The organism is Olsenella sp. SW781 (genome assembly GCF_012027725.1).
Classification (GTDB): domain Bacteria; phylum Actinomycetota; class Coriobacteriia; order Coriobacteriales; family Atopobiaceae; genus Thermophilibacter.
Map to the genome: position 1 here is coordinate 39,735 of NZ_SJOU01000015.1, position 25,891 is coordinate 65,625.

Genomic DNA, 25,891 nt, shown 5'->3' on the forward strand with positions numbered 1-25,891 from the left:
AGGCATTTAAGGACGGCGCGGCGGCGGACCTGTTGCCTAAAAGGGGCCTGTCCCCTTTTAGGCAAGGTTTGCCGCCGCGTTACGCGTGCGCGCGGCCCGCGTGGCGAGAAGTACCATGACGCGTGGCGGGCGGTCGGCGATGGGAGGTTCTTCTCGGCATGGAGGCGTGGAAGCGGCTCGGTGGCTTCATCGGGAGCCATATGGCGTTCATCTCGCCGACGTGCGTGGCGCTCGGCGTGCTCTTTCCCGACCAGCTCTCCGTGCTCAAGCCGGCCGTGACCGCGCTCTTTGCGTTCATGACGTTCCAGAGCTCGCTCTCCAACACCTTCGGCAACCTCGCGCGGACGGTGCGCCGCCCGGCGCCGCTCGCGGTGACGCTCCTTCTGGCCGCCGTCCTCATGCCGTGCGTGGCCTGCGCGCTGGCGACGGCACTCTTCGGCGCGAGCCCCAACCTCGTCTGCGGGATCGTGCTGGAGTACAGCGTGCCCGTGGCCGTGGTGTCGGCCATGTGGACCAACATGCTCGGCGGGGACCCGGCGCTCACACTTGCCACCATCCTCGTGTCCACGGTGGCCGCGCCGTTCACGATTCCGCTCACGCTGCACCTGCTCCTGGGCCAGACGGTCGAGGTGGACGCCGCGAGGATGATGGGGGAGATGGTGGTCTCCATCGCGCTGCCGGCGCTCGCGGGGACGCTGCTCAACGACGCCTCGCGCGGCCGTGCGGCGCGCGAGCTCTCGCCGGTGCTCTCGCCCGCGGGCAAGATCGCGCTCGTGCTGGTGATCCTCAGCAACTCGACGGGCGTGGCGCCCTACGTACGCGCGCTCACGCCCCAGCTCGTCGGCGTGATGGCGTTCATCTGCGCCTTCTCCGTCGGGGGCTACGCGCTCGGCCTCTCGGCCGCGCGCCTCATGCGGCAGCCCCGCGAGCGGGAGGTCTCGATGACCTATCTCGTGGGCATGCGCAACATCTCGGCCGGGGCGGTCATCGCAGCGGAGTACTTTCCCGGCGAGGTGATGTTCCCGGTGGTCATAGGGACGCTCTTCCAGCAGGTCATCGCCGCGAGCTTCGGCACCGTCCTGCGTCGGCGTGCCCCGCGGGCCGCCGAGTAGCGCCGCTGCCCGCGGGGCACGGGGCGGGCGCGACGGCGTTGCCGTTTCCGGGGTTGTGGCAATCCGGCGGTTCGCGGCGTTGCCGAACGGGGGCTTGTGGCAGCGGGCTCAGCGCGCCAACTGGACGTTTTTCTCGCCCCGCTGCGCTTTCGGGGGTCATGGCAGGGCGAATGCTGCCATGACCCCAAAATCACCAACGCCTCGCGCCCCGCAATTGCCACGACCCCCGATTCCACAACGCGGCGCGGGATGCCCCAGGTGCTAGTGGTGGCGGTACATGCGCGGGCGCGGGCGGCCGTCGTCGAGGATGACGGCGAGCGCGGCGATGGCCACGACGGCGATGAAGATGATCTTCTTCATGATGACCTCCCTCTCTGATGAGCCCATTCTCCCGCCCGACGCTGCCCGGGGCCATCGATGCGACTTACTGCTGCCTTGCGCTTTCGTAAGGTTCGGACGGCGCGCGCCCCTCGCTCCGGGTACGTACACCCTCCTTCCGGGTACGTACGCAATTTGAGGTCTGATACGCCTTACGTTCCGGAGAATCCGCAGGTGGGCGCGGTGGCGAGAAGAACATCAGCTCTGAAACCTCGTACGTACCCGGGAGGGGCGTGTACGTACCCGGAGCGGGCCGCGGGGGAGGGGCGCAGAGAAGGGCCGCGGGCCCGCCTCCGCATTGTTGCGGCCGCGTCTCGGCGGAGGCCGGGCGCGCGGTCCCTGTCGTAGAATGGGGCGCAGTGTAGATAGGAGGACCCATGCCCCTTACCAAAGAAGATGTTGCGGGCATCGCGGACTACGCGCGGATCGCGCTCACGCCCGAGGAGCTCGACGAGATGACCGCGTACATGAACGATGCCGTTGACCTGCTGGAGCCCATTCGCCAGTATGACCTCGAGGGCGTGGAGCCCACGTTCCACCCCATCGGCGACCTCTCCAACGTGATGGCCGACGACGTGCCGGACGACGAGGTGCGCCATCTGAGCGTGGACGTGGCGCTGTCCAACGCCGGCGCGTCCCGCGACCGCAGCTTCCGCGTGCCGTCCATCCTCGGCGACCAGGGGGGTGACCGCTAATGGCAAACCTCGACCAGCTCTCTGCCGCCCAGATCGCGGCGGGCGTCGCAAACGGCGACTTCACCGCCACCGAGGTGGCCCGCGCCGCACTCGACGCCGTGGAGGCCCGCGACGGCGAGGTCAAGGCGTTCCTGCAGGTCTCCGCCGACCTCGCGCTCGCGGCCGCCGAGGCAACGGACAAGGCCCGCGCGGCGGGCGAGAAGCTCGGTCCGCTCGCCGGCGTCCCCGTTGCTTTCAAGGACAACATGCACCTCGTGGGCACCCGCACCACCTGCGCCTCCAAGATGCTCGCCAATTACGAGTCCACGTTCACGGCCACCTGCGTCCAGCGCATGCTCGACGCCGGTGCCACGCCCGTGGGCAAGACCAACATGGACGAGTTTGCCTTTGGCAGCTCCACCGAGTCCTCCGCTTTCCACCCCACGGCCAACCCGTGGGACACGGGGCGCGTCCCGGGCGGCTCCTCGGGCGGCTCCGCCGCGGCCGTTGCCGCCGGCGAGGTCACGGTCTCGCTGGGCTCCGACACCGGCGGCTCCATCCGCCAGCCGGCCTCGCTCTGCGGCGTCGTAGGCCTCAAGCCCACCTACGGCGCGGTCAGCCGCTACGGCGTGGTGGCCTTTGGCTCCTCGCTCGACCAGGTCGGCCCCTTCGGCCGCAGCGTCGAGGACGTGGCCCTGGCCATGAACGCGCTCACGTGCGGCGGGCGCGACCCGTGGGACTCCACGAGCCAGCCGGTCGACGTCGATTTTCTCGCCCATCTGAACGACCCCATCGAGGGGCGCCGCGTGGGCATCGTGCCCGCCCTCATGGAGGCCGCCGGCCTCACCGACGAGGTCCGCGACGCCGTCACCGCCGCCGGCCGCGCGCTGCGGGACCAGGGCGCCGAGCTCGTGGAGGTGGAGCTGCCCAACATCGCCTCCGCCATCGCGGCCTACTACGTGATCGCGCCGTGCGAGGCCTTCTCCAACCTCGCGCGCTTTGACGGCGTGCGCTACGGCTACCAGGAGCCCGGCCAGACAACCCTTGCCGAGCAGACCTCGCTCTCCCGCGCGCACGGCTTTGGCGAGGAGGCCAAGCGCCGCCAGATGCTGGGCGCCTACCTCCTCTCCAGTGGCACCTACGACAAGTACTACTACCCGGCGCAGCAGGTCCGCACCCTCATCACGGCAGACTACGCCCGCGCGTACGAGAAGTGCGACGTCATCCTCATGCCGGCCGCGCCGCGCACGGCGTTCAAGTTCGGCGAGATGAGCGACCCCACGCAGATGTACGCGTCGGACATGTTCACGATCTCCAACAACATCGTCGGCAACGGCGGCGTCTCCGTGCCGCTGGGCCTGGGCGCCACCTCCGGCCTGCCCGTCTCGGTGCAGCTGCAGGGCCCGGCCTTCGCCGACGCCACGCTGCTCACGTTTGCGCGCGCGATCGAGCGGTCCAACTCGTCGTCCGGCTCCGGGGCCCTCGTCGCGCCCGCGTTTGCCGGGAAGGGAGGTGAGCTCGCATGAAGAAGCTCGCCGAGGTCCTCAAGGACTGGGAGGCCGTGATCGGCCTCGAGGTCCACACTGAGCTCACCACGCTCGAGACCAAGATGTTCTGCAACTGCCGCCTCTCCCACGACGATGAGCCCAACACCAACGTCTGCCCCGTCTGCCTGGGCATGCCGGGCGCGCTGCCCGTGCCCAACGAGAAGGCCATCGAGTCGATCGTCATGGCGGGCCTGGCCACCAACTGCGAGATCATGCGCCACTCCATGTTCTACCGGAAGCACTACTTCTACCCGGACATGGCCAAGAACTTCCAGACCACGCAGGGCCCCGTGGCGTTTTGCATGCACGGCCAGCTTGACCTGGAGGTTTCCGGCGCCGGCGCCAAGGAGCGCCCGGACTCCACGGTCGAGAAGGACGCGGACGGCGGCTACGTTGCGCCCATCCGGATCCTGCGCATCCACATGGAGGAGGACGCCGCCAAGATGGTGCACGTGGGCGGCGAGGAAGGCCGCATCGGCGGCGCGGCGGAGTCGCTCATCGACTACAACCGCTGCGGCACGCCGCTCATCGAGCTCGTCACCGAGCCCGACCTGCGCACGCCCGAGGAGGCGCGCCTCTTCATGGAGAAGCTGCGCCAGACGTTCCTCACGCTCGGCATCTCCGACTGCTCGCTCGAGAGCGGCTCGATGCGCTGCGACGGCAACATATCGCTGCGCCGCCGCGGGGAGACCAAGTTTGGCACCAAGACCGAGATGAAGAACATCAACTCGTTCAAGAGCCTGCACGACGCGCTCGAGTACGAGATCTGCCGCCAGGCCGAGGTGCTCGAGGAGGGCGGCATCGTCTACCAGGAGACGCGCCACTGGGAGCCCTCGCGCCGGCGCACCGTGGTCATGCGCGTCAAGGAGACCGCGGACGACTACCGCCTCTTCCCGGACCCGGACCTCGCGCCCTTCGACCTCACGGACGAGTTCATCGACCGCTGCCGCGCGCGCATCCCGGAGCTGCCGGACGCCAAGCGCGACCGCTACATGGCCGACTTTGGCCTCAAGCGTGCCGACGCCGCCCAGCTCGCGGGCGACCCGTCGGTCGCGGCCTTCTTCGAGGAGACGCTGGCCGCTGCGGGCGAGAAGAACGCGGAGACCGTGGCCAAGGTCATGGTGAACCTCGTCCCCAGCTACGACGCCCTCACGCCGGCGCAGGTCGCAAGCCTCTCCGCGCTTCTCGCCGAGGACGCGATCACGTTCGCCCAGGCGCGCGAGGTGCTCGACGCGGTCAACGGCACAAGCGAGGACCCGGCCGCCTACGTGGACGCCCACGGCATGCGCCAGTCCACGGACGCGGATGCGCTCGGCGCGATCGTCGACGAGGTGCTCGCGCGCTGCACCGACCAGGTCCAGCAGTACCGCGACGGCAACAAGAAGGTGCTCGGGTTCCTCGTGGGCCAGTGCATGAAGGCGGCCAAGGGCTCCGGCAACCCCAAGGCCTTCAACAAGATGCTCGCCGAGAAGCTCGAGGGGTAGACGCCCTCACCAACGGCAGAGGCCGCCGCTTCGTACGCAGGACTGCGCTACGCGGAAGATCCTGCGCAACGAAGCGGCGGCCTCTGCCGTTGGTAAGGACGGCCTCTCGTTCGTCGCGAGGCAAACCGCCGGGTAAGGGCGGAGTGGGGGTTCTTCTCGATTGTTCTTCTTTCCGTTGAGCATGCGCAAGCTGGCTTTTTCGGATTCTTGAGATTGCGCGTCATTTGGTTTCAAGTTTTTAATACGTAACGCGGAATAATGCGTCAATATGTCCACGATTCTGGGTTTACGTATGAAAAATATCAAATCAAATGATGCGTAGCTTGGGATTTCTGGAAAAACGAGTCTGCGCATCCTCGCTACAGGCGCGCGCCACGGCGTGGAACCTGCTAGACTGCCGACCCCGAAGGCCAACAGGACGTGCCAAACGAACCGGGTTCGTTTGGCGTGCGCGGAGGGGAGCGTGCGGTGGACGAGCAGCTGGAGGCGGCGGTGGAGCCGGTCTCTGAGGTCGTGACGGAGGACGAGGAGGCGCGTGGCGAGAGGCTCTCCAAGAAGCGCATGGCCTACAGCTTCCCGCAGTTCTTCGGCCTGCTCAACGTGGGCCTCATCCTCACGGCCGTGGCGCTCGTGCTCTTCAAGACGCCCAACCACCTGGCCTTCGGCGGCACCACGGGCTTTGCCATCCTGCTCAACACCGCCATCCCGGCGCTGCCCGTCTCCATCTACATGTGGATCCTGAACGCTGTGCTCGTGGGCCTGGGGTTCGCCTTCCTGGACCGCAAGGCGGTGCTCTGGAGCGCCTTCGCGTCGTTTGCGCTCTCGGGCTACACCTCGCTCTTCGAGTGGCTCTTCCCCGTGACCCAGTCCATCACCGGCGACCTCTGGCTCGACGTCTGCTTTGCGGTGCTCCTGCCGGCTGTGGGCTCGGCCATCGTCTTTGACATCGGGGCCTCCACCGGCGGCACGGACATCCTGGCCATGATCTTGCGCAAGCACACGGACCTGGAGATCGGCAAGGCGCTCTTTGCGGTGGATGTGGCCGTGGTCGTGGCGGCCATCGGGCTCTACGGCCCGCGCGTGGGCCTCTACTGCGTGCTCGCCCTCATCGGCAAGACCTTCGTGGTGGACGGCTTCATCGAGTCCATCCGTCAGCGCAAGGTCTGCCAGGTCATCTGCTCGCACCCGCGCGAGGTGGAGGAGTTCATCGTCAAGAAGCTCGGCCGCACGGCCACGGTCACGCAGGGCTGGGGCGCCTACTCCGGCCGCCGCGTGACCATCCTCACGAGCGTGCTCTCGCGCCGCGAGGCCATGAAGCTGCGGCTCTTTGTCCGCGCCACGGACCCGGGCGCCTTCATCACCATCACGAGCAGCTCGGAAATCATCGGCCGCGGCTTCCGCGGGGTCAACTAGCGAGTTGCGTGCGCGGAGGCATGCTCGGGCGCGTCCTTCTCGCCCGCGCGCCCTGCGCTGACGTCTCCGAGCATGCCTGGGTGCACAGAATGCGCGAGCATGCCCCAGCGCACAGAATCGGCCCCCACGGGCTGGAAAGTGTGCGCAGAGGCATGCTCGGCCAATCCGTGCGCAAGCATGTTCGCCTGGGCGAGAAGAACGTCCGGTTGAGCGTCCGACCTACGCGTCCTTCTCGCCGGCGCGCGCCTCGTCGAGGTAGCTGTAGAGGGTGTACTTGGAGATCCCGAAGAACTTGCAGACCTTGGGGCCGCTCTTGGTGATGAGGAAGGCCCCCGTGTCGTTGAGGTAGCGGATCGCGCGGACCTTCTCCTCCTTGCTCATGAGCGCCACGGGCGTGCCCACGAGCTGCACGCTCTGCTCGATGAGGTCGTCCAGGAGGTCGGCCACGCTGCGCACGATGGGCTCCGGCTCGCGCGGGGCGCTCGGCTCCGTGCCCACGACCTCGGCGATGGTGTCTCCCATCGCGCGCAGGATCGTGATGTCGTAGTTGATGGCGAAGATGCCCACGGCATGCCCGTCCTCGTCGCGGATGAAGACGGTCGAGGACTTGAGGATCTTGCCGTCCGCGGTCTTGGTGAGGTAGGCGGGCCGGTCCTCGAGCTTGGAGTCGCCGGCGTGCAGCGCCTCCAGCACCACGTGGCTGGGTCCGTCGCCGAGCTTGCGGCCGGTCACGTGGCCGTTCTCGATGGCCACGATGGAGTGGCTGGGGTCCTTCGTCTCGAGGTCGTGCACGACGACCTCGCAGCTGCTGCCGAACTGCAGCGCAAGGGCATGGGCGAGTCGCTTGTAGAAGTCGAGCTGCTCCTCGGTCATGGGGCCTCCTCGATTGGCGGTGCGATGAGAGCATACTAGCCGATTCTCTGCAATTTCAAACTTTTTGTTAGGTGCTCGAACCTAAAGGTTCGGCTCGCCTTGGCGAGAAAAACGGGCCTTGACGTGGCGTTATATCACGGCGTAGATAACGGAAAAATTCTTGTGACGGGGCCGTGTCCCGACCGCTCACGCCCCGCAACCTACCGTCTAACAGATTTTCATAGAAGCAGACAAATTGTTAGCCACCTCTCGCAATACTATCGAAACATAGTCGGAGCATCGTGGAGAGGACGATCATGGCTAAGACGCAAGCGACGGGGGTCAAGAGCGCCCACGACTACCTGTTCCAGCGCGAGGGGATGCCGCCCGTCGGCGAGATGATCCCCTGCGCCCTCCAGCACGTGCTGGCCTCCTTCGCCGGCATCATCACCCCGGCGATCCTCATTGCCGCCACGTTCGACTTCACCGCCCAGCAGAAGACCGACATCATCCAGGTCGCGCTGATCCTCTCCGCCATCGACACGGCGCTGCAGGCCTTCGCGCCGTTCCGCCGCATCGGCGGCAACCTGCCCATCGTCATGGGCGTCTCGTTCGCGTTCCTGCCGGCGCTGCAGGCCATGGGCGCCACGTTCTCCTTCGGCGCCCTGCTCGGCGGCGAGATCGTGGGCGGCATCGCGGCCATCCTCTTCGGCATCTTCTACGGCAAGCTCAAGGCGTTCTTCCCGCCGGTCGTCACTGGCACGGTGATCTTCACCATCGGCGTCTCGCTCTACCCGACGGCCATCAAGTACATGGCCGGCGGCGAGGGCACTGCGCTCTGGGGCACCCCGCAGGCCTGGTGCGTGGCGCTCGTCACGTTTGCCGTGGTCTTTGGCCTCAACAACTTTGCCAAGGGCACCCTCAAGCTGGGCAGCGTCTTCTTCGGCATGATCGCCGGCATCATCGTGTCCGCGCCCTTTGGCATGCTCGACTTCTCCGCCGTGGGCTCCGCGGGCGTCTTCGCGTTCCCCAAGATCATGCCGTACGCGCTCGAGTTCCATCCCGAGGTCTGCATCACGCTTGCCGTGGTCTACCCGATGGTCGCCATCCAGGTCATCGGCGACGTCTCCGCCGCCTGCCTCGGCTCCATGGACCGCATGCCCACCGAGCGCGAGCTCTCCGGCGCCATCGTCTCCCAGGGCGCGACCTCGCTCGTCTCCGCCTTCATCGGCGGCCTGCCCACCTCCGCGCTTGGCCAGAACGTGGGCATCATCTGCTCCAACAAGGTCGTCAACAAGTGGGTCTTCGTGATCGTGGCGGCCGTCTTCGCTGCGGCGGGCCTGCTGCCGCAGCTCTCCGCGCTGCTCACGGCCATCCCGCAGCCGGTCATCGGCGGCGCCACGGTGGGCGTCTTCGGCACCATCACCATGAACGGCGTCCGCATGTTTACCAAGGACGGACTCACCCCGCGCGTCACCACGATCGTGGGCACCTCGGTCGTCTTTGGCCTCGGCATCTGGATGGCGTCGGGCTGCCTCGCTGGCGAGGGCATGCCCAGCTGGGTGACCACCGTCATCGGCTCCAACGCCATCACCCCGGCCGCCATCATGGCCATCATCCTCAACCTCATCCTCCCCAAGCCCGAGAAGTAGGCGTGCAAAAGGGACAGGCACTTTTGCACGCCCCGCAGGAAAGAGGGGCGAGAAGAACGGTCTTCTCGCCAGACAGATAGGAGACGAAATGCTGCTCGTCACCAATGGTCGCGTCATCACGCGCGACGCTGACAACGCCTACCTCGAGAACGGCGCCGTCGCCATCGATGGCGAGAAGATCGCCGAGGTCGGCGACGCCACGACGCTGGCCGAGAAGTACCCCGGGGCCGAGGTCGTGGACGCCCACGGCGGCGTCATCATGCCGGGCCTGGTGAACTGCCACACCCACATCTACTCCGGTCTGGCCCGCGGCCTTGCCATCAAGGGCTGCAACCCCACCAACTTCCTCGAGAACCTCGAGCAGCAGTGGTGGAAGATCGACGACAACCTCACGCTCGACGGCACTCGCGCGAGCGCCTACGCCACCGTGCTGGACAGCCTGCGCGACGGCGTGACCACGATCTTCGACCACCACGCGAGCTTCTGCGAGATTCCCGGCTCCCTCTTTGCGATCAAGGACGTCTGCGAGGAGACCGGCATCCGCGCGTGCCTCTGCTACGAGACCTCCGACCGCCGCGGCGACGAGAAGCGCGACCAGGCGATCGCCGAGAACGCCGAGTTCGCGCAGTGGGCCGCCAAGGCCCAGACCGAGGGCAACTCGATGATCGCCGCGATGTTCGGCGGACACGCCACCTTCACGCTCTCCGACGAGACGATGGACAAGATGGCCGAGGCCAACGCCGGCCTCACCGGCTTCCACATCCACGTCTGCGAGGGCATGAATGACGTCTGGGACAGCCGCCAGAAGCGCGGCGGCATCTCGCCGATCGAGCGCCTGCTGCAGCATGACCTCCTGGGCCCGCGCACGATGCTCGGCCACTGCATCCACGTCACGCCCGCCGAGATGGACATCATCAAGGAGACCGGCACCCACATCGTCAACAACCCCGAGTCCAACATGGGCAACGCCGTGGGCTGCGCGCCGGTGCTCGAGTTCTTCCGCCGCGGTATCCCGGTGCACATGGGCACCGACGCCTACACCCACGACATGCTCGAGAGCCTCAAGGTCTTCCTCATCATCCAGCGCCACAACGCGGCCATGCCCAACGTGGGCTGGGTCGAGGCCATGACGATGCTCTTCCAGAACAACCCCGCCATGGCGAGCGAGTACTTCGGGCGCGAGATTGGTGTCCTCAAGCCCGGCGCCGCGGCCGACGTGATCGTGATGGACTACCCGGTCTTCACGCCCTTCTCGGACGAGAACATCGACGGCCACATGCTCTTCGGCATGATGGGCAAGAACTGCCGCACCACCATCGTCAACGGCAAGGTGCTCTACAAGGACCGCGAGTTCGTGGCCTTTGACGAGGAGCGCATCAACGCCTGGACCCTCGAGCAGAGCAAGTTGCTCTGGGGCACCCTGAACGAGCGCACGTACTAGGACCGGTCGGCGCGCGGCGTGCAAAAGGGACAGTCACTTTTGCACGCAGAGGGGCGCGACCAATCGTGATGACCGTGCAAAAGTGACTGTCCCTTTTGCACGCGGAGAGGAGCAACAATGAGCGACGTCATGAGGCCGATCCCGTTTGCGCAGGTCATGGACTGGGTCCTGACCGAGCACGACACGCAGGCCAGCATCTTCGGCGTGCGCAAGGCTTACGTCCACGAGGGCGGCGCCGAGCCGATCTTTGCCGAGAAGATCGAGACCCCCTTTGGCCCGGCCGCCGGCCCCAACACCCAGCTCGCGCAGAACATCATCGCCTCCTACGTGGCGGGCTCGCGCTTCTTCGAGCTCAAGACCGTCCAGGTCATGGACGGCGAGGAGCTCTCCGCCTGCGTGAACAAGCCCTGCATCGTGGCCGAGGACGAGTGCTACAACTGCGAGTGGTCCACCGAGCTCACGGTGCCCGACGCCTTTGCCGAGTACGTCAAGGCCTGGTGGGCCTGCAAGCTCATCGCCCGCGAGTACGGCCTGGGCGACCCGGACGGCTTTGTCTTCAACATGTCCGTGGGCTACAGCCTCGAGGGCATCAAGTCCGAGAAGGTCGACAAGTACATCGAGGGCATGAAGGACGCCTCCGGGACCGAGGTCTGGGCCGAGTGCCGCGACTGGGCCCTCGCCAACCTCGACCGCTTTGACAACGTCGACGCCGACTTCGTCAACGCCGTCTCCCCGCAGGTCTCCAACTCCGTCACCGAATCCACGCTCCACGGCTGCCCGCCCGACGAGATCGAGCGCATCGCCACCTACCTCATCACCGAGAAGGGCGTGAACACCTACATCAAGTGCAACCCGACGCTCCTGGGCTACGACTTCGCGCGCGAGCGCCTGAACGAGCTCGGCTTCGACTATATCGTCTTTGACGACACGCACTTCCGCGAGGACCTGCAGTGGGCCGACGCCGTGCCCATGTTCGAGCGCCTCATCGAGCTCTGCGCCGAGAAGGGCCTCGCGTTTGGCGTCAAGCTCACGAACACCTTCCCGGTGGACGTGACCCGCGGCGAGCTGCCGAGCGAGGAGATGTACATGTCCGGCCGCTCGCTCTTCCCGCTCACGATCGAGCTGGCGCGTCGCATCGCCCGCCAGTTTGACGGCAAGCTGCGCATCTCCTACTCCGGTGGCGCCGACGCCCGCAACATCTGCGAGCTCTACGCGGCCGGCATCTGGCCGATCACCATGGCCACCAACGTCCTCAAGCCCGGCGGCTACGAGCGCTTCTTCCAGATCGCCGGTCTTCTCGCTGGCGCCCCGCGCGCCGAGGTCGTGGACGTCGACGCCGTGACCGCGCTCGCCTCCCGAACCGCCTCCGGCAAGGACTACCAGAAGCCCATCAAGCCGGCCAAGCCGCACAAGATCGACGCCGAGCTCCCGCTCATGAGCTGCTTCACGGCGCCGTGCCGCTCCGGCTGCCCCATCCAGCAGGACATACCGGCCTACCTCTCCCGCGTTGACGAGGGCAAGTTCGCCGAGGCGCTCCAGATCGTCGTGGAGCGCAACGCGCTGCCGCACATCACCGGCAACCTCTGCCCGCACCCCTGCGGCGCCAAGTGCGAGCGCAGCTTCTACGAGCCCGAGGGCGCGCGCATCCGCGAGTCCAAGCTTGCAGCGGCGCGCGGCGGCTTCGACGAGGTCGTGAAGAAGCTCCGTGCCGCTGGTCCTTCTCGCCTTGCTTCTGCTGCCGATAAGAACGTGGCAGTCGTGGGCGGCGGCCCGGCCGGCCTGGCCACCGCGTTCTTCCTCACGCGTGCCGGCGCCAAGGTCACCATCATCGAGCGCACGGACAAGCTCGGCGGCGTGGCGCGCCACGTCATCCCCGAGTTCCGCATCTCCCACGACGACATCGACAAGGACGTGGCCCTCTGCCTCGCCTTTGGCGCGCAGGTTCAGATGGAGCGCGAGGTCACGAGCGTCCAGCAGCTCTTTGACGAGGGCTTCACGGACGTCGTGGTTGCCACGGGCGCGTGGGCGCCGGGCAAGGTGGGCCTCAAGGCCGGCGAGGAGATCGACGTCCTGGAGTTCCTCGAGGCCGCAAAGGCCGGCGAGCCTTGTGCGCTGGGTACCGACGTCGTGATCGTGGGCGCCGGCAACACCGCCATGGACGCCGCGCGCGTGGCCAAGCGCGCCGAGGGCGTGCAGAACGTGCGCATCGTGTACCGCCGCACCAAGAAGGAGATGCCGGCGGACGAGGAGGAGCTGCAGCTCGCCCTGGAGGAGGGCGTGGAGCTCTGCGAGCTTCTCGCCCCCATCGGCGTGGCAAACGGCCAGCTGGCCTGCGAGGTCATGCGCCTCGGCGAGCCGGACGAGTCCGGTCGTCGCCGCCCCGAGCCCACGGGCGACACCGTGGACGTCCCGGCCACGGCCGTGATCTGCGCGGTGGGCGAGCAGATCGAGCGCGGGCTCTACGAGGGAGCGGGCGTCGAGGTTGACCGCCGCGGCCGTCCGGCCGGCACCGCCACCGGCGTGGACCACGTCTGGGCTGCCGGCGACTGCCGCCGCGGGCCGGCCACCTTTGTGGAGGCCATCGCCGACGCGCAGGCCGTCGCCCGCGACCTGGCCGGCGTCGACTTCAACGCCTACTCCGCCCAGAACGTCCGCGCCGACAAGTACGACGCAATCATGGGCCGCAAGGGCGACATCTGCCTCGACGTCGCCGGCTGCACCTCCAGCCGCTGCCTGGGCTGCGCCACCGTCTGCGAGGTCTGCTGCGACGTCTGCCCCAACCGCGCCAACGTGGCGATCAAGGTGCCGGGCCTCGCGCAGGAGCAGGTCGTCCACGTGGACGGCATGTGCAACGAGTGCGGCAACTGCGCCGTCTTCTGCCCGTGGAGCGGACGTCCATACAAGGACAAGCTCACGCTCTTCTGGAGCGCTGAGGACATGGACGCGAGCGAGAACCGCGGGTTCCTGCCGCTGCCCGACGGCGCGTTCCGCGTGCGCCTGGCCGGCTCCGACGGCACCTACGACGTGAACGACGCCGCCTGCGGCCTGCCCGAGGACGTGCGCCTCACCATTGCCGCAGTCCGCGACGACTACGCCTACCTGCTGGCCAAGTAACCCAGCCGCGGCGTGCAAAGGGGACAGTCACTTTTGCACGCCGCGCATGAACTCGCCGGATTCGGAATCTGGATGCGTGCAAAAGTGACTGTCCCCTTTGCACGCAACGAGGGGAGAGACATGGACGACGAGCTCAAGCGCATCTGGGTCGCCGACGAGGGCTGCATAGGCTGCCGCCTCTGCGAGCGCGCGTGCCCCACCGGCGCCATGCGCGTGGAGGACAAGCAGGCCCACATCGACTATGCGCTCTGCATCGCGTGCGGCATGTGCGCCACCAAGTGCCGTAAGGGCGTCATCCACGACACGCTGGGCATCTACGCCCTTGCCTAAAAGGGCCATGCCTAAAAGGGGCCAGGCCCCTTTTAGGCAAGTTTTCGAGTAGGGGAGAAGGACATGGCAGCTAACGCCGAGTACCGCTTTACCGTCAACGGCGAGGAGCAGGTCGTCACCACCGACAAGCCGCTCCTTCGCTACCTGCGCGACGACCTCAAGCTCACCTCCGTCAAGGACGGCTGCTCCGAGGGCGCGTGCGGCACCTGCACCGTGCTCGTGGACGACCGCGCCACCAAGGCGTGCGTCCTCACCACGCGTCTGGCCGCAGGTCGCAACATCGTGACCGTGGAGGGCCTGCCCCACGAGGAGCAGGAGGCCTTCGTCTACGCCTTCGGCGCCGTTGGAGCCGTCCAGTGCGGATTTTGCATCCCCGGCATGGTCATGGCGGGCGCGGCCCTCATCCACAAGGTGCCCGACCCCACCGAGGACCAGGTCAAGGTGGCCATCCGCGGCAACGTCTGCCGCTGCACCGGCTACAAGAAGATCATTGAGGGCATTCTCCTCGCCGCCGCCATCCTGCGGGGCGAGAAGAACATCGACCCCGAGCTCGAGCGCGGCGACGACTACGGCGTGGGCAAGCGCGCCTTCCGCGTGGACGTGCGCCGCAAGGTCCTCGGCTTTGGCAAGTACCCCGACGACATCGACGAGCGCGACTTCCCCGACCTCACCTACGCCAGCGCCGTGCGCTCCAAGTACCCGCGCGCCCGCGTGGTCAAGATCGACGCCGAGAAGGCCCGCGCCATGCCGGGCGTTCTCGCCGTGCTCACGGCCGCCGACGTGCCCGTGAACGCCGTCGGCCACCTGCTCTACGACTGGGACGTCATGACGGCCGAGGGCGACGTCACCCACTGCGTGGGCGACGCGATCGCCCTGGTCGTGGCCGAGGACGCGGCCACGCTGGAGAAGGCCAAGAAGGCCGTCAAGGTGGAGTACGAGGTCCTCGAGCCCGTCCGATCCATCGAGGAGGCCCGCGCCGAGGGCGCGCCCGTGCTCCACAAGCCCTACCTCGCCTTTGGCAACTGGGTCACGCCCGAGAACAACATCTGCCAGCAGCGCCACGTGGTCCGCGGCGACGCTGCCGCCGCGCTCGCCGGCGCCGCGCACAAGGTGACGCGCACCTTCAAGACGCCGTTCACCGAGCACGCCTTCCTCGAGCCCGAGTGCGCCGTCGCCTTCCCGTACAAGGGTGGCGTCAAGGTGTGCTCGTCCGACCAGGGCGCCTACGACTCCCGCAAGGAGATCGCCCACATGCTGGGCTGGGACGCCACGCCCGAGAAGGTCGTCGTGGAGACCATGCTCGTGGGCGGCGGCTTTGGCGGCAAGGAGGACGTCTCCGTGCAGCACCTGGCCGCGCTCGCCGCGCTCGCGGTGAACCGTCCCGTCAAGGTGCGCCTCACGCGCCAGGAGTCCATCAACTTCCACCCCAAGCGCCACTACATGGAGGGTACCTTCACCCTCGGCTGCGACGAGGACGGCACCTTCGTGGGCCTGGACTGCGAGATCAACTTCGACACCGGCGCCTATGCGTCCCTCTGCGGCCCGGTCCTCGAGCGCGCCTGCACGCACTCCGTGGGCCCGTACTGCTACCAGAACACCGACATCCGCGGCTACGGCTGGTACACCAACAACCCGCCCGCCGGCGCGTTCCGCGGCTTCGGCGTCTGCCAGAGCGAGTTTGCGCTCGAGAGCCTGATCGACCTTCTCGCCGACGAGGTGGGCATCTCCCCGTGGGAGATCCGCTACAGGAACGCCATCGAGCCGGGCAAGGTCCTGCCCAACGGCCAGATCGCCGACCGCTCCACCGCCCTCAAGGAGACCCTGCTCGCGGTCAAGGACGTCTACGAGGCTCACCCCGGCCACGCCGGCCTCGCGTGCGCGATGAAGAACGCGGGCGTGGGCGTGGGCCTGCCCGACGCCGGCCGCTGCAAGATCCGCGTGGAGGACGGCCGCGCGGTGGTCTACTCCGCCACCTCCGACATCGGCCAGGGCTGCAACACCGTCTTCCTGCAGGACGTTGCCGAGGCCACGGGTCTGCCGCTCGCCAACATCGTGAACGGCGAATGCTCCACCGAGAACGCGCCCGACTCCGGCACCACCTCCGGGTCGCGCCAGACCCTCATCACCGGCGAGGCCGTGCGCGGCGCGGCGTTCCTTCTGCGCGACGCCATGCTCGCGGTGGAGGAGGGCACCGAGACCGGCACGGAGCCCGTGGTCGCCCACGGCGACGGCTTTGTGGTCGAGTACGCCGACGGCACGCCCTACGTGGGCCCGGGCGCCGGCTACCACGCGGCCGACCCGGTGGCGGCGCTGGCCGCCCTCGAGGGCCGCGAGTTCTCCTACGAGTACCTCGAGAAGACCGACAAGCTCGGCGCGGACGTGCCCAACCCCAAGAGCCACGTGGCCTACGGCTACGCTACGCACGTCGTGATTCTGGACGACGACGGCCGCGTGACCGAGGTCCACGCCGCGCACGACTCCGGCAAGGTGGTGAACCCCATCGCCATCCAGGGCCAGATCGAGGGCGGCGTGCTCATGGGCATGGGCTACGCGCTGACCGAGCGCTTTGACCTCAAGGACTGCGTCCCGCAGGTGAAGTTTGGCACGCTGGGTCTCTTCCGCGCGCCTGACATCCCCTACATCAACGCCATCTACGTCGAGAAGGACGAGCTGCTCGACGTGGGCTACGGCGCCAAGGGCATCGGCGAGATCGCCACGATCCCCACCGCGCCTGCGGTCCAGAACGCCTACCGCGCCCTCACCGGCGAGCTCCAGACCGAGCTTCCGCTGCGTCACACGTACTACTCGCGCGAGAAGTAGCTCCGCTTCCTCGCACATCCCTTGCAGAGGGCCCGCCGGTATGCCATGCCCGGCGGGCCCTCGTTCTTCTCAGTGTGTCCTTACTCCAGCCACCAGTCCACGTCTACGGAGCACCTGACTTCGATGGGCTCGGGACTGAGGTCTGGAACCTAGTTTGAGTCGATACCGGCTGTGCGTTCCATACAGAATCCTCCCGGATAGGTGTAGCCGTCGGTCGGCCGGTTGTAGCGGATCTGCCTCACCTCACCGAGACGCTTTTCGGACGCGGCAGCGAGCGCCTCCGCACTGCCTCTCGCCTTGGCAACGGCCTGTCCGAGCAGCTTTGCCTCCTCTGCGTCCTCGTCGTCAAGCGAGAAGTACACGTTGATCGACGCCCTAGCCCCGCTGTTAGCGAGTGCCGTCCAGACGGAGGCGACGTCATGCTCGCTCAGGCGTATGCGCAGCGACCCGTGCGCGCTGTACTCGAAGCCTCCCGACGTTCGCCCATGACGTCGTCGGTTGGCGTACGAGGAATAGTGTGACAGCTTGAGCTCGTTGCCCAGGCCAAGTGCCTCGAGCGCCTCCTTGGCTCGCGCTGCGTCCGTGGCGTATCGCTCAGCACACTCGGCCTGATCCTGACCGTGCCACTCGAACCGGATGACAAACTCCGCAATGTCAGGTTCCACCTGCTCCTCAACAGACGCGCTCACGCATATGACCGGCTTCTCGATGCTGCTCATGACCTCTCCCTTCGTCGGGATATCCGTACCATGAGCGTATGCGAGGGACCGGACAATAATTCCCCGTCCGTCCGTATCTCAGAATATTGAGGCCTGTTGCCGAGTTGACGGTATGACTCGCTTGCCGCAGAGCGTGACTGAAACATAATCGGGGACGTAGAGATTTCGTTTTCTGAAGAATCGAGCAGATATGCGACTTGAGAACGAGCAGCTGCACTATCGGGCAAGGTTCGAGGTCTTTCCCTATGACACCCAGAACCCGGCCATGCCCAAGATCCAGCAGATTCTCTGGGACTGGCTGCGGAACAAGGAGCGCCGGCGCAAGGAGGGCGACCTGTCCGGCACCCTTTCGGCTGCCGGCGCTCACGACGCGTTCTTCGACGGGAAGCTCGAGACGAATTATTCCGGCGGACTGAACGTCGGTGGCCAGACGAAGCTCGCGGTTGACGCCTTCACGTCCGAGCAGGACGGCCGAGCCCTCTGGGCAATGGAGTACGACGAGCCTGACTCCAGGGTCTGGTTCAGGCACTGGCACACCCGCGTGGGGCTTTCTGGAAGCGACTCGGGCTCCTGTCTGGTCAATGTGAGAATTACCTACTACACGCTTCCGGACTACGTTGGCAACCCGGGACTGGTCCCGTTTGCGAACGTCCCCAACTTCGTCAGGGAGATCGTTGAGCTGGGCGCATATCAGTCATGTGTCGGAGAGACGGTCCTTAATCGTGAGGAGACCTACCTAACCAGCGACAACATCGACGAGGAGTTCACGAGCAACCTCCTGAGCGAGCAGAGGGAGCTCCCCCTCGTGCTCATGTGCACCGACGAGAGCGGGGCGACCCCCATCTGGGACGCCACGGAGCTTGCCAAGAAGCTCGTCGGCATGGCCAATGTCTACGTTGCCGACTGGCGAGATGCCGGTCTGAGGGGGCGCCTCCGCGAGCTCTTCCCCAGAGACACGCCAGCATTCCAGTACAGATGCGGCGCGTCGATGCTCCGGATCTATCGCCCGGGCATTGACCTCTCCGATCCCGATGGCTGGCGCACCCACACCTTCTTCCTCAAGGACCGCATCGATCACTACTGCAAGCGTGGCCCAAACGAGTTCGTCGACACTCTGAGCCGGGGCCTCGGAAGGAGCGTCACGAAGGGCGAGTCCGACATCCTCGAGCTGAGCGACGTCGAGTGGGCGCGGAGCAGCCGGGCGTCCGAGGAGCTGTCGAGGCGTCTTGAGGAGATGAGGGCGAACAGCCTGATCGGAAAGCCGGTTGAGGAGACTGCGGGCGCCAATGAGGAGCGGGTAGAGGCGCTGGAACGGGAGCTGAGGGAGGGCCAGTGGTTCCTCCAGGAGTACGAGAAGGAGAACGCGACGCTCAGGGGGACGACCTCCAAGCTCAAGACGGAGAACAACGAGCTCAACAGCGAGAACTCGACCCTGAAGTATCGGCTTAGCTCGGCCGAGGATCGAGCGGATTCCCTCGAGGCGGAGATTGGCGAGATGAGGGGCGCGCTCGAGGCAATCAACGCGCTTGACCGCATGCCCTCGAGCCTTGAGGAGCTGCTCGACCTCGCCGAAAGCATCTGGCCCTCTCGGATTGTGATACTCGATGACGCCAAGTCGTCCGCGCAGTCGTTCAACGGAGACCTCAACGAGGAGTGGCAGATAATCAGAAGTGTCGCCACGGTGCTCTGGCCTCTGTACTTTGATGACGACGTCATGTCCTGCGACGTGGCGAATGAGTATAAGGCCAAAGCGGGCTACGAGCTCGCCTTGACCGAGAAGAAGCTGACCAAGGCCGACTCGAAGAAGATGAGCGAGAGACGCCGGCGGTACAAGGGCGCTGAGATTGACATCACGCCTCATATCAAGGGTAGGAACAAGAACCCCAAGTTTGCCTTCCGTCTCCACTATTTCGTCGACAGGGACGGTAGGAAGCTCGTCATCGGGCACTGCGGGGCGCACCTCACCACGGCGGGGACGCAGAAGCTGAGCTAAGCCCTGGCGCTCGGATCGATCAGCCGGCTCCCTCAATCTGGGTGCGGACGACCCACGTGCCACCGCGCGCGGCACCCTCGCGCTGGAGCTTGCCCTCCTTGCGAAGGCTTGCCACAAGACGCTCCGCGGAGCGTTTGGAGCAGCCAAGAAGGTGGGCGAGCTCCGCGACCGTCCCCTTGGGGTGAGCCGAGAAGTATGCGAGAGCTTGTCGAGTGCGACTCTCCTCCTCGCTCTCCGACAGCGAGAAGGGCAGCAGCGCGTCGCGAATGACCTGCAGCATGAACGTGACGAAGCGCTCCGAGGAGCCTGCGGCGTTGGACTCCGCCAGCACACGGTAGTACTCATGCTGCCGCTCGCGAATGACGCTCTCGACGGGAAGCCATGCGAGGGCGGGCCTCCAGCGGGAGAGTAGTAGCGTGTGCCAGAGCCTTCCCGTGCGTCCGTTGCCATCGGCGAAAGGATGGATGAACTCGAACTCGTAGTGGAAGATGCACGAGACGAGGAGCGGGTGCAGGTCGGTTTTGGAAAGCCACTCGAAGAGGTCAGACATGACCTGTGGAACGTAGTTCGCCGGCGTGCCGGCATGGATGAGGGTTTCCCCGTCAAAGACCCCGACGTCACCGGAGCGGAAGCAGCCAGCATGCTCGATAAGCCCGTCCATCATGACGCGATGAGCGCGCAGGAGGTCGTTCAGGCCCAGCGGGTCGAGGGAGTCGATGAGCTCATAGGCCCGCTTTGCGTTCTCTACCTCGAGAATGTCCCTTGCGGGTCCGAGGACGCGCTTGCCGTCCATGATGGCGGTCACGGCTTCCTCGGAGAGCGTGTTTCCCTCGATCATGAGAGACGAGCGGATGGTGCGGATGCGCAGCTCGCGGTGGAGGGTCGGGCTTGCGCCGAGGCCCGAGGTGGGCTGCAGCATGCCCACAAGCTCTGCGATCTCCATGCAGAGGTCGTCAATCTCCGGCGTTCTCTCAAAGGGCGGCTCGTATCCCATGCGACCTCCTTTTACCGCCATAATTTTACCGCCAATGTCGGTAAAACGCATGCAGCAGGCGTGAGCAAAGATTATTCTGCTGAGAATTATTCTGCGGAGAATAATCTTGCAGCCGAGAAGAACGCGGCGCTTCAAGCGCTGCCCATCAATCAACGCTCCCGTCACGCTACGGAAACACAGGTAGGGCAAAGTTACCCTTTATGTAGCTGAAACTGCCCGTGCCCCGTCGAGAGGCCCTTCATGTTCGACTTCTTCATGTCCGCCATTACCGCCCTGAACGACAACGTGCTGTGGGGCGTACCCATGGTCGTGCTGATGCTCGGAACCGGCGTGTTTTTGCTCTTCATCACCCGCGGTGTCGTGTTTTCGCGCTTCAACGTGGTCATGCGCTACACCACCAAGACGCTCTTCCAGCGCCGGGGCCCACGTGAGGCGGGGGAGGGCACCATCTCGCCCTTCCAGGCGGTGTGCACCGCGCTCGCGGCCACGCTCGGCACCGGCAATATCGTGGGCGTGGCGCTCGCGGTGGCCACGGGCGGCCCGGGGTCGATCTTCTGGCTGTGGCTCTCCGCGCTTGCCGGCATGGTCATCAAGTTCTGCGAGGTCACGCTCTCGGTGGCCTACCGCACGCGCAACGAGCGCGGCGAGCTCGTGGGCGGCCCCATGTACTACATCTCCCGCGGACTGGGCAAGACCTGGCTCGCCATGCTGTTTGCCGCCTTCGGCTTCCTGGCGTCCTTCGGCATCGGCGCGAGCGTGCAGGCCAACTCGCTCGCCGGCAGCGTGAACGCCACCTTCGGCGTGCCGCTGCCCGTCATCGGCGCCGTTGTGGCGCTGCTCGCGGGTCTCGTCCTCATCGGCGGCATCACCCGCATCGCTCAGATTACCGAGAAGCTCGTCCCTTTCGCGGCCATCTTCTACCTGCTCGGCGCTGCGGCGGTGCTCGTGGTTAACGCCGGGCAGATCCCCTCCGCGATCGCCCAGATCTTCCGTGACGCCTTCACGGGCACGGCCGCCACGGGCGGTTTCCTGGGTGCCACGGTCATGTACGCGTGCCGCGTGGGCATGTCGCGCGGCGTGTTCACCCACGAGGCGGGCATGGGCTCGGCGCCCATCGCGCACGCCTCCGCCGACACCGATCACCCCGCCCGCCAGGGCCTGTGGGGCACGTTCGAGGTGTTCTTCGACACGATCGTCATGTGCACGATCACGGGTCTCGTGATCATCACCTCGGGGCTGTGGCACGCCGACCCCATGATGTCCGAAGGTGCCATGAGCTCGGCGGCCTTTGGGCAGAGCATCCCCGGCGGCCAGTACATCGTGACCGTTGGCCTCATGCTCTTCGCGTTTGCCACGCTCATCGCGTGGTACTACTACGGCGAGAAGTGCGTTGAGTACCTCTTCCGCAAGAGCCGCGCCCAGCGCGTGGCGGTGCGCGTCTACCAGGTTGCCTACGTTGCCATGGTGTTCGCGGGCTGCGTGACCAACCTCGACGTGGTCTGGGAGTTCGCCGACTGCTTCAACGGCCTCATGGCAATCCCCAACCTCATCGCGCTGATCGCGCTCTCACCCGTGATCCGCCGACTCGCCGCTGACTTCTTCCGCGACCCCGACCGTCGCCGTCCGCGCGACACGGACTACAGCGGGTTGCTGGTGTTTAGGGACAAGTGAGATAGGCGATTCCGTCCTGGGTCGCTACTTGCGTCTTCTGAGAAGAACGCGCTTACGTGCACCGCTCGAAGACACAGTCGTTGTGGTAGTGGATGAAGTCGAGGTTCGGCCAGGTCGACTCGTCGCTGCCCGGCAGGGCGATCTTCCTCCCGTCGAAGGCGTAGAGCCACTGGCCGTTCGTGGGCGTGTGCGGCACGCGCGAGGAGGCCACGACGCGGTAGCGGTCGTCGAGCGTGATGAGGTCGCGGTCGAAGGCATCGAGAAGAACGACGAGCAGCCAGTCTTTCAGCTGCTCGCTGGAATCTAGCGATGACACGTGGGTCGACGAGATCCCGGACGGGAACGACCATAGTATCGATGCGGCGCAATCTCATCGGCCGGGGGAGGAGGATTACGGGAAAGTCATCATGGCATGGGAGGTTGAGCTCGTACACCGCGCGCGGCGGTGGCTGTACTGAGAGCGCAGGCAGTGGTTCATTGGGCGGCGCTTTGGCAGTGTTAACGGCGAGCCGTACTAACAGACGAAAAGTCCCTGCCCAGAACATATCTGAGCAGGGACTTCGTTCTCATTCCTTTTTTCCACTGTCATATTCGATTTTGAGACTTGGGTCAGTCTCGTACTTATCAACAATGCCATTGTACTCGACAACCAGCTTGCCAAGGAACAATCTCCTGCTCGACGATGTGAACAGCCCGTGTTCGTAAACGTTCGTCGAGAGAAACTGTTGCAAATCCCAGACCTCAGCACGGTCGCCGATGCCTGCATCGTCGAGCAGGTTCTTCGCCGTCTGTGTGCGCGACGAAATCGTAATAATGATAGGCGTGAGTCCGTGGCCCACGTTTGCAGCGCACTTGTCGATAAGCGCCTGTGCTGGCGCGGTCGTACAGTGAATCGCTGTATCCTCGATGATGAAATCACCCTCGCGGCCGGTTTGGTCGTCGGCCTCTGCAGCACCGTGAATCTCGATACCGGGCATGATGAGCTCGAGCTTCGCTGCGACCAGATGCTGCAAGACCGATCCGGCATACTGCATCCCGGGGTTTTCGCGCTGCCGCTTCGCCGCCTGCTCGAAAAGGTCGTCGACCGAGTTAGCGACGCTGCGGGATCGGTCGCTTGAGAGCTTGAACGGCTTGCCCGCAAGGAACTTGCGAACGCGCTCGACCCAATACTCTTCGACGGCGTCAAGATCAACGTCACCGAGCTTATTGATGAGTGCCACGTAGGACTTCATAATGTGCAGCGAGCCCCTGCTCGTGCGTCCACCCTCCTTCGAGAGCAACTGATTGATGCCGTGTTCGGCAAGGATTTTCTTGATGAACTGTCCGCTTGCGCACGAGACCTGCCCGCCACCGGGCGTGACGAAGTCCTTCCAGTTGAGCGGAAGATTGCGACCCTTGAAAGCCCTGGTCAATTCGACGACGAGCGCAAGCGAACCCTTCGACGAAATCTTGTTCTTCCGACCTGCATCATCAATCGAAACGAAGTTATCAAGTGCGTCTCTCACCTCAGGTTTAAGCGACGTAGGCATAATCCACCAACTCCCTCAACGCATTCTCGGAGAGAAAATGAACGACAGGAGCAACCACCGCGTCCCCCATCGCGAAATATGCGTCGTTATACGTTCCCGGAAGCTCGAAGTCGTCCGGCGCGCCCATGAGGCGCGCGGCTTCGCGTGCCGTAAGCAGGCGCGCATGCAGGCGTTTGCCCTCGCGCTGTACGATGTACTGCCTCGATGAACCGCCTGCCGGCGTGCGAAGGCATCCTGCGATGCCGTCGCAGCGCAGCTCGAGCACCTGCTTGCCGTTTCGTGTCCTTCGATAGCCCGTGGCGAACTTGCGACCCGAAAGTCGGAACTTTTCGACGTGTCGCTGCGGTACGAGGGCGGTTACATTGTCCTTGTCGTATTCAACCTGCTCAATCACATCATCGATCTCCGTTGTCCTCGCTTCTGGCTCGGGCAGGTTCCACCAAGTGAACCCTTCTATCGTCTCACCGAGTCGTGCAAGCGCAGGCGAATGTGCCCACGTCGGACCGTCCGAAATAAGATGTTCGGGAACCTTGCCCTTGGTGCCCATCACGAACACACGTGGCCGCGATTGCGGTACGAACCGGTCGGCATTGATGACGACGGCCCCGACCCGATAGCCGCGATTGACAAGTGCGGCGTGAAGCAGTCGATAGTCATTGCCGCCCTTCGAGCTCACGAGACCGATGACGTTCTCAAGGCAAATTACCTTCGGGGCACGTTCGCCCAGCTCGTCGAGTATCCGCAGCCACTGCCACACGAGTCCCGAGCGCGCAGAGTGTATGCCGCCAATGTTGCCTGCGAGCGACAGGTCCTGGCAGGGAAACGACGCCCACGACAACACAGCGTCAGGCAGGCTCGCGCCATCGACCTCGGAGACGTCTCCGAGGTGCAGCGCCTCTCCATCGAGGTTGGCACGGTATACCCGCGCCTTGCGCTTGCTGACGTCGTTCGCCCACGAGGCTTTGAACGCCGGGGCTAGGCCAACGCTCACGAGGCCCGACCCCGCGAAGAACTCGTGGAAGGGGCGCGCGGCTTTGTTTCCGGCGTCTCGGGTCACGGTGGGGCACCAGCCTTTCGTAGATATTGAGGTCGGCGGCCATTATCGCACTGGACGCCTATTTTGGCTAATTATGCTCGTAAAATGCATTTACAGCATTTTCTGATTCCATACACGTCGCCTTGCCGCGTGTCAACATGAGAGCTTCGAATCATTCTGATTTCAATTCTTTTATAAATTCGCTAATTTCAGAAACACGTTTATCCATCGAACCCTGAGATTTCGCCTCAGAGATAGCCTCGGAACGCATTACGGAAAATCGCCTTAGAAACTCGCTGTATCGGCGGAGTTTTTCCTCGTGCTCTGGTAAAGATTGAGGGTCGATGGCGAACGCTTCCTCGTCGAAAACGACGGATTCGTCTGGTGACGTTATCTTGAGCAGGAACTTGACATACTCGTCGTTAACGGCAAGGTTGTATGGCGCGCCGCCGATGGTCACGATGACCTCTCCATTTTTGTTACTTCGTATCATCTGCTATCGCCCACCTTGAAGTTGTATTTGTTGAATCGCATCTTGAGATACAGCTCGCCGCCGTCAAGCACCGTGGCTATCTCTTGCTTGGTGTCTCCCCCGTTGATCGACCCCTCGGAATAGTTCATTGCCCCCTCGTCTGCACTACACACAACCACTGTTCGAGCGTCGCCATTGACAATAACTGGCGCAGAGTGGCTTACGACGAAAAGCTGTGTATCTGTTTTCAGCTCTTTGATTCGGTCTACCAGGAATTCTTTTATTGTGCGCACATCAAGGTTGTCCTCAGGCTGATCAAGGATTACGCAATCGTAGTCTCTGCTAATCCTGTCGTTTAAGAACAATTTCAGAAGTGCATGAGCCTGCATTCCGGGCGACATTTCCTCTATGGAAATACCGTCGAGCTCCACATCTGTCTCGATTTGCCTAGCCTCTTCAATGTCGGACTTAAGCAGAGCTGTGTAGTGATCAATGTAGCGATCAGCGCTCGCCCCAACGCTGCGATATCTAGTTTGGTTGAACAGCTGTTTTATCTTTTCCGTTTCGTTGCAGTCGAGGCATACCCTTGCAAGCACCCCTGCGTAGTCATCGACGGTGCCCTTAAAGCTCGCAGAAGCGTGTTCGCTATATGATTTTTCG

20 protein-coding genes are annotated in these 25,891 nt (G+C 64.9%); 12 read left to right on the forward strand and 8 right to left on the reverse strand.

What is annotated here, in order from left to right:
• The first annotated feature begins 158 nt into the window (after nt 1-158).
• From E0L17_RS08985 to E0L17_RS09005, 5 genes are all read left to right on the forward strand, one after another.
• Nucleotides 159-1,112, forward strand: a complete 954-nt coding sequence (locus E0L17_RS08985) for a bile acid:sodium symporter family protein (protein ID WP_167930902.1) — start codon at nt 159-161, stop codon at nt 1,110-1,112.
• 755 nt (nt 1,113-1,867) lie between these two features.
• A complete protein-coding gene (gatC, locus tag E0L17_RS08990; protein ID WP_167930903.1) occupies nt 1,868-2,185 on the forward strand; it encodes an Asp-tRNA(Asn)/Glu-tRNA(Gln) amidotransferase subunit GatC in 318 nt (105 codons plus the stop codon).
• A complete protein-coding gene (gatA, locus tag E0L17_RS08995) occupies nt 2,185-3,690 on the forward strand; it encodes an Asp-tRNA(Asn)/Glu-tRNA(Gln) amidotransferase subunit GatA (protein ID WP_167930904.1) in 1,506 nt (501 codons plus the stop codon). The genes gatC and gatA overlap by 1 nt, the downstream gene beginning before the upstream one ends.
• The gene (gene gatB / locus E0L17_RS09000) at nt 3,687-5,195 is read left to right on the forward strand and encodes an Asp-tRNA(Asn)/Glu-tRNA(Gln) amidotransferase subunit GatB (protein WP_167930905.1); all 1,509 of its coding nucleotides are present in this window, start codon (nt 3,687-3,689) and stop codon (nt 5,193-5,195) included. Before gatA ends, gatB begins: the two co-directional genes overlap by 4 nt.
• A gap of 468 nt (nt 5,196-5,663) precedes the next feature.
• Nucleotides 5,664-6,608, forward strand: a complete 945-nt coding sequence (locus tag E0L17_RS09005) for a YitT family protein (protein ID WP_353652975.1) — start codon at nt 5,664-5,666, stop codon at nt 6,606-6,608.
• 219 nt (nt 6,609-6,827) lie between these two features.
• On the opposite strand, the gene E0L17_RS09010 is transcribed toward E0L17_RS09005, so the two are convergent.
• Nucleotides 6,828-7,481 carry a helix-turn-helix transcriptional regulator gene (locus E0L17_RS09010; protein ID WP_167930906.1) on the reverse strand — a complete coding sequence of 218 codons (654 nt, stop codon included), beginning with the start codon at nt 7,479-7,481 and terminating at the stop codon, nt 6,828-6,830.
• 296 nt (nt 7,482-7,777) lie between these two features.
• Here E0L17_RS09010 and E0L17_RS09015 point away from each other — a divergent pair, with 296 nt between their 5' ends.
• From E0L17_RS09015 to xdh, 5 genes are all read left to right on the forward strand, one after another.
• A complete protein-coding gene (locus tag E0L17_RS09015) occupies nt 7,778-9,112 on the forward strand; it encodes a uracil-xanthine permease family protein (protein WP_167930907.1) in 1,335 nt (444 codons plus the stop codon).
• A gap of 88 nt (nt 9,113-9,200) precedes the next feature.
• Nucleotides 9,201-10,553 carry a putative aminohydrolase SsnA gene (ssnA, locus tag E0L17_RS09020; RefSeq protein WP_167930908.1) on the forward strand — a complete coding sequence of 451 codons (1,353 nt, stop codon included), beginning with the start codon at nt 9,201-9,203 and terminating at the stop codon, nt 10,551-10,553.
• Between the two features lie 117 nt (nt 10,554-10,670).
• A complete protein-coding gene (gene ygfK / locus E0L17_RS09025) occupies nt 10,671-13,667 on the forward strand; it encodes a putative selenate reductase subunit YgfK (RefSeq protein ID WP_167930909.1) in 2,997 nt (998 codons plus the stop codon).
• Between the two features lie 120 nt (nt 13,668-13,787).
• On the forward strand, nt 13,788-13,997 hold the full coding sequence (locus tag E0L17_RS09030; RefSeq protein WP_286163397.1) for a 4Fe-4S binding protein: 210 nt from the start codon (nt 13,788-13,790) through the stop codon (nt 13,995-13,997).
• Between the two features lie 63 nt (nt 13,998-14,060).
• Complete coding sequence (xdh, locus tag E0L17_RS09035) at nt 14,061-16,817, forward strand: selenium-dependent xanthine dehydrogenase (RefSeq protein ID WP_167930911.1); 2,757 nt, start codon at nt 14,061-14,063, stop codon at nt 16,815-16,817.
• Between the two features lie 149 nt (nt 16,818-16,966).
• On the opposite strand, the gene E0L17_RS09040 is transcribed toward xdh, so the two are convergent.
• The gene (locus E0L17_RS09040; RefSeq protein WP_167930912.1) at nt 16,967-17,536 is read right to left on the reverse strand and encodes an SIMPL domain-containing protein; all 570 of its coding nucleotides are present in this window, start codon (nt 17,534-17,536) and stop codon (nt 16,967-16,969) included.
• Nucleotides 17,537-17,726: 190 nt separating this feature from the next.
• Here E0L17_RS09040 and E0L17_RS09045 point away from each other — a divergent pair, with 190 nt between their 5' ends.
• On the forward strand, nt 17,727-19,529 hold the full coding sequence (locus tag E0L17_RS09045; RefSeq protein ID WP_167930913.1) for a ferredoxin reductase domain-containing protein: 1,803 nt from the start codon (nt 17,727-17,729) through the stop codon (nt 19,527-19,529).
• A gap of 19 nt (nt 19,530-19,548) precedes the next feature.
• Here E0L17_RS09045 and E0L17_RS09050 read toward each other — a convergent pair whose 3' ends face one another.
• Nucleotides 19,549-20,523 (reverse strand): Fic family protein, encoded by a 975-nt coding sequence (locus tag E0L17_RS09050; protein WP_167930914.1) that lies wholly within the window; start codon nt 20,521-20,523, stop codon nt 19,549-19,551.
• A 240-nt stretch (nt 20,524-20,763) separates the two neighbouring features.
• Here E0L17_RS09050 and E0L17_RS09055 point away from each other — a divergent pair, with 240 nt between their 5' ends.
• The gene (locus E0L17_RS09055) at nt 20,764-22,194 is read left to right on the forward strand and encodes an alanine/glycine:cation symporter family protein (protein WP_206109090.1); all 1,431 of its coding nucleotides are present in this window, start codon (nt 20,764-20,766) and stop codon (nt 22,192-22,194) included.
• Between the two features lie 52 nt (nt 22,195-22,246).
• On the opposite strand, the gene E0L17_RS09060 is transcribed toward E0L17_RS09055, so the two are convergent.
• The 5 genes from E0L17_RS09060 to E0L17_RS09080 form a co-directional block, all read right to left on the reverse strand.
• The gene (locus E0L17_RS09060; protein WP_167930915.1) at nt 22,247-22,510 is read right to left on the reverse strand and encodes a hypothetical protein; all 264 of its coding nucleotides are present in this window, start codon (nt 22,508-22,510) and stop codon (nt 22,247-22,249) included.
• 250 nt (nt 22,511-22,760) lie between these two features.
• Nucleotides 22,761-23,723 (reverse strand): DUF4928 family protein, encoded by a 963-nt coding sequence (locus tag E0L17_RS09065; RefSeq protein WP_167930916.1) that lies wholly within the window; start codon nt 23,721-23,723, stop codon nt 22,761-22,763.
• A complete protein-coding gene (locus tag E0L17_RS09070; protein WP_167930917.1) occupies nt 23,707-24,780 on the reverse strand; it encodes a DNA cytosine methyltransferase in 1,074 nt (357 codons plus the stop codon). The genes E0L17_RS09065 and E0L17_RS09070 overlap by 17 nt, the downstream gene beginning before the upstream one ends.
• 151 nt (nt 24,781-24,931) lie before the next feature.
• Complete coding sequence (locus E0L17_RS09075) at nt 24,932-25,252, reverse strand: hypothetical protein (RefSeq protein WP_167930918.1); 321 nt, start codon at nt 25,250-25,252, stop codon at nt 24,932-24,934.
• On the reverse strand, nt 25,249-25,891 hold a 643-nt coding region (locus E0L17_RS09080), incomplete at its 5' end, for an AAA family ATPase (RefSeq protein WP_167930919.1). The genes E0L17_RS09080 and E0L17_RS09075, both read right to left, overlap by 4 nt.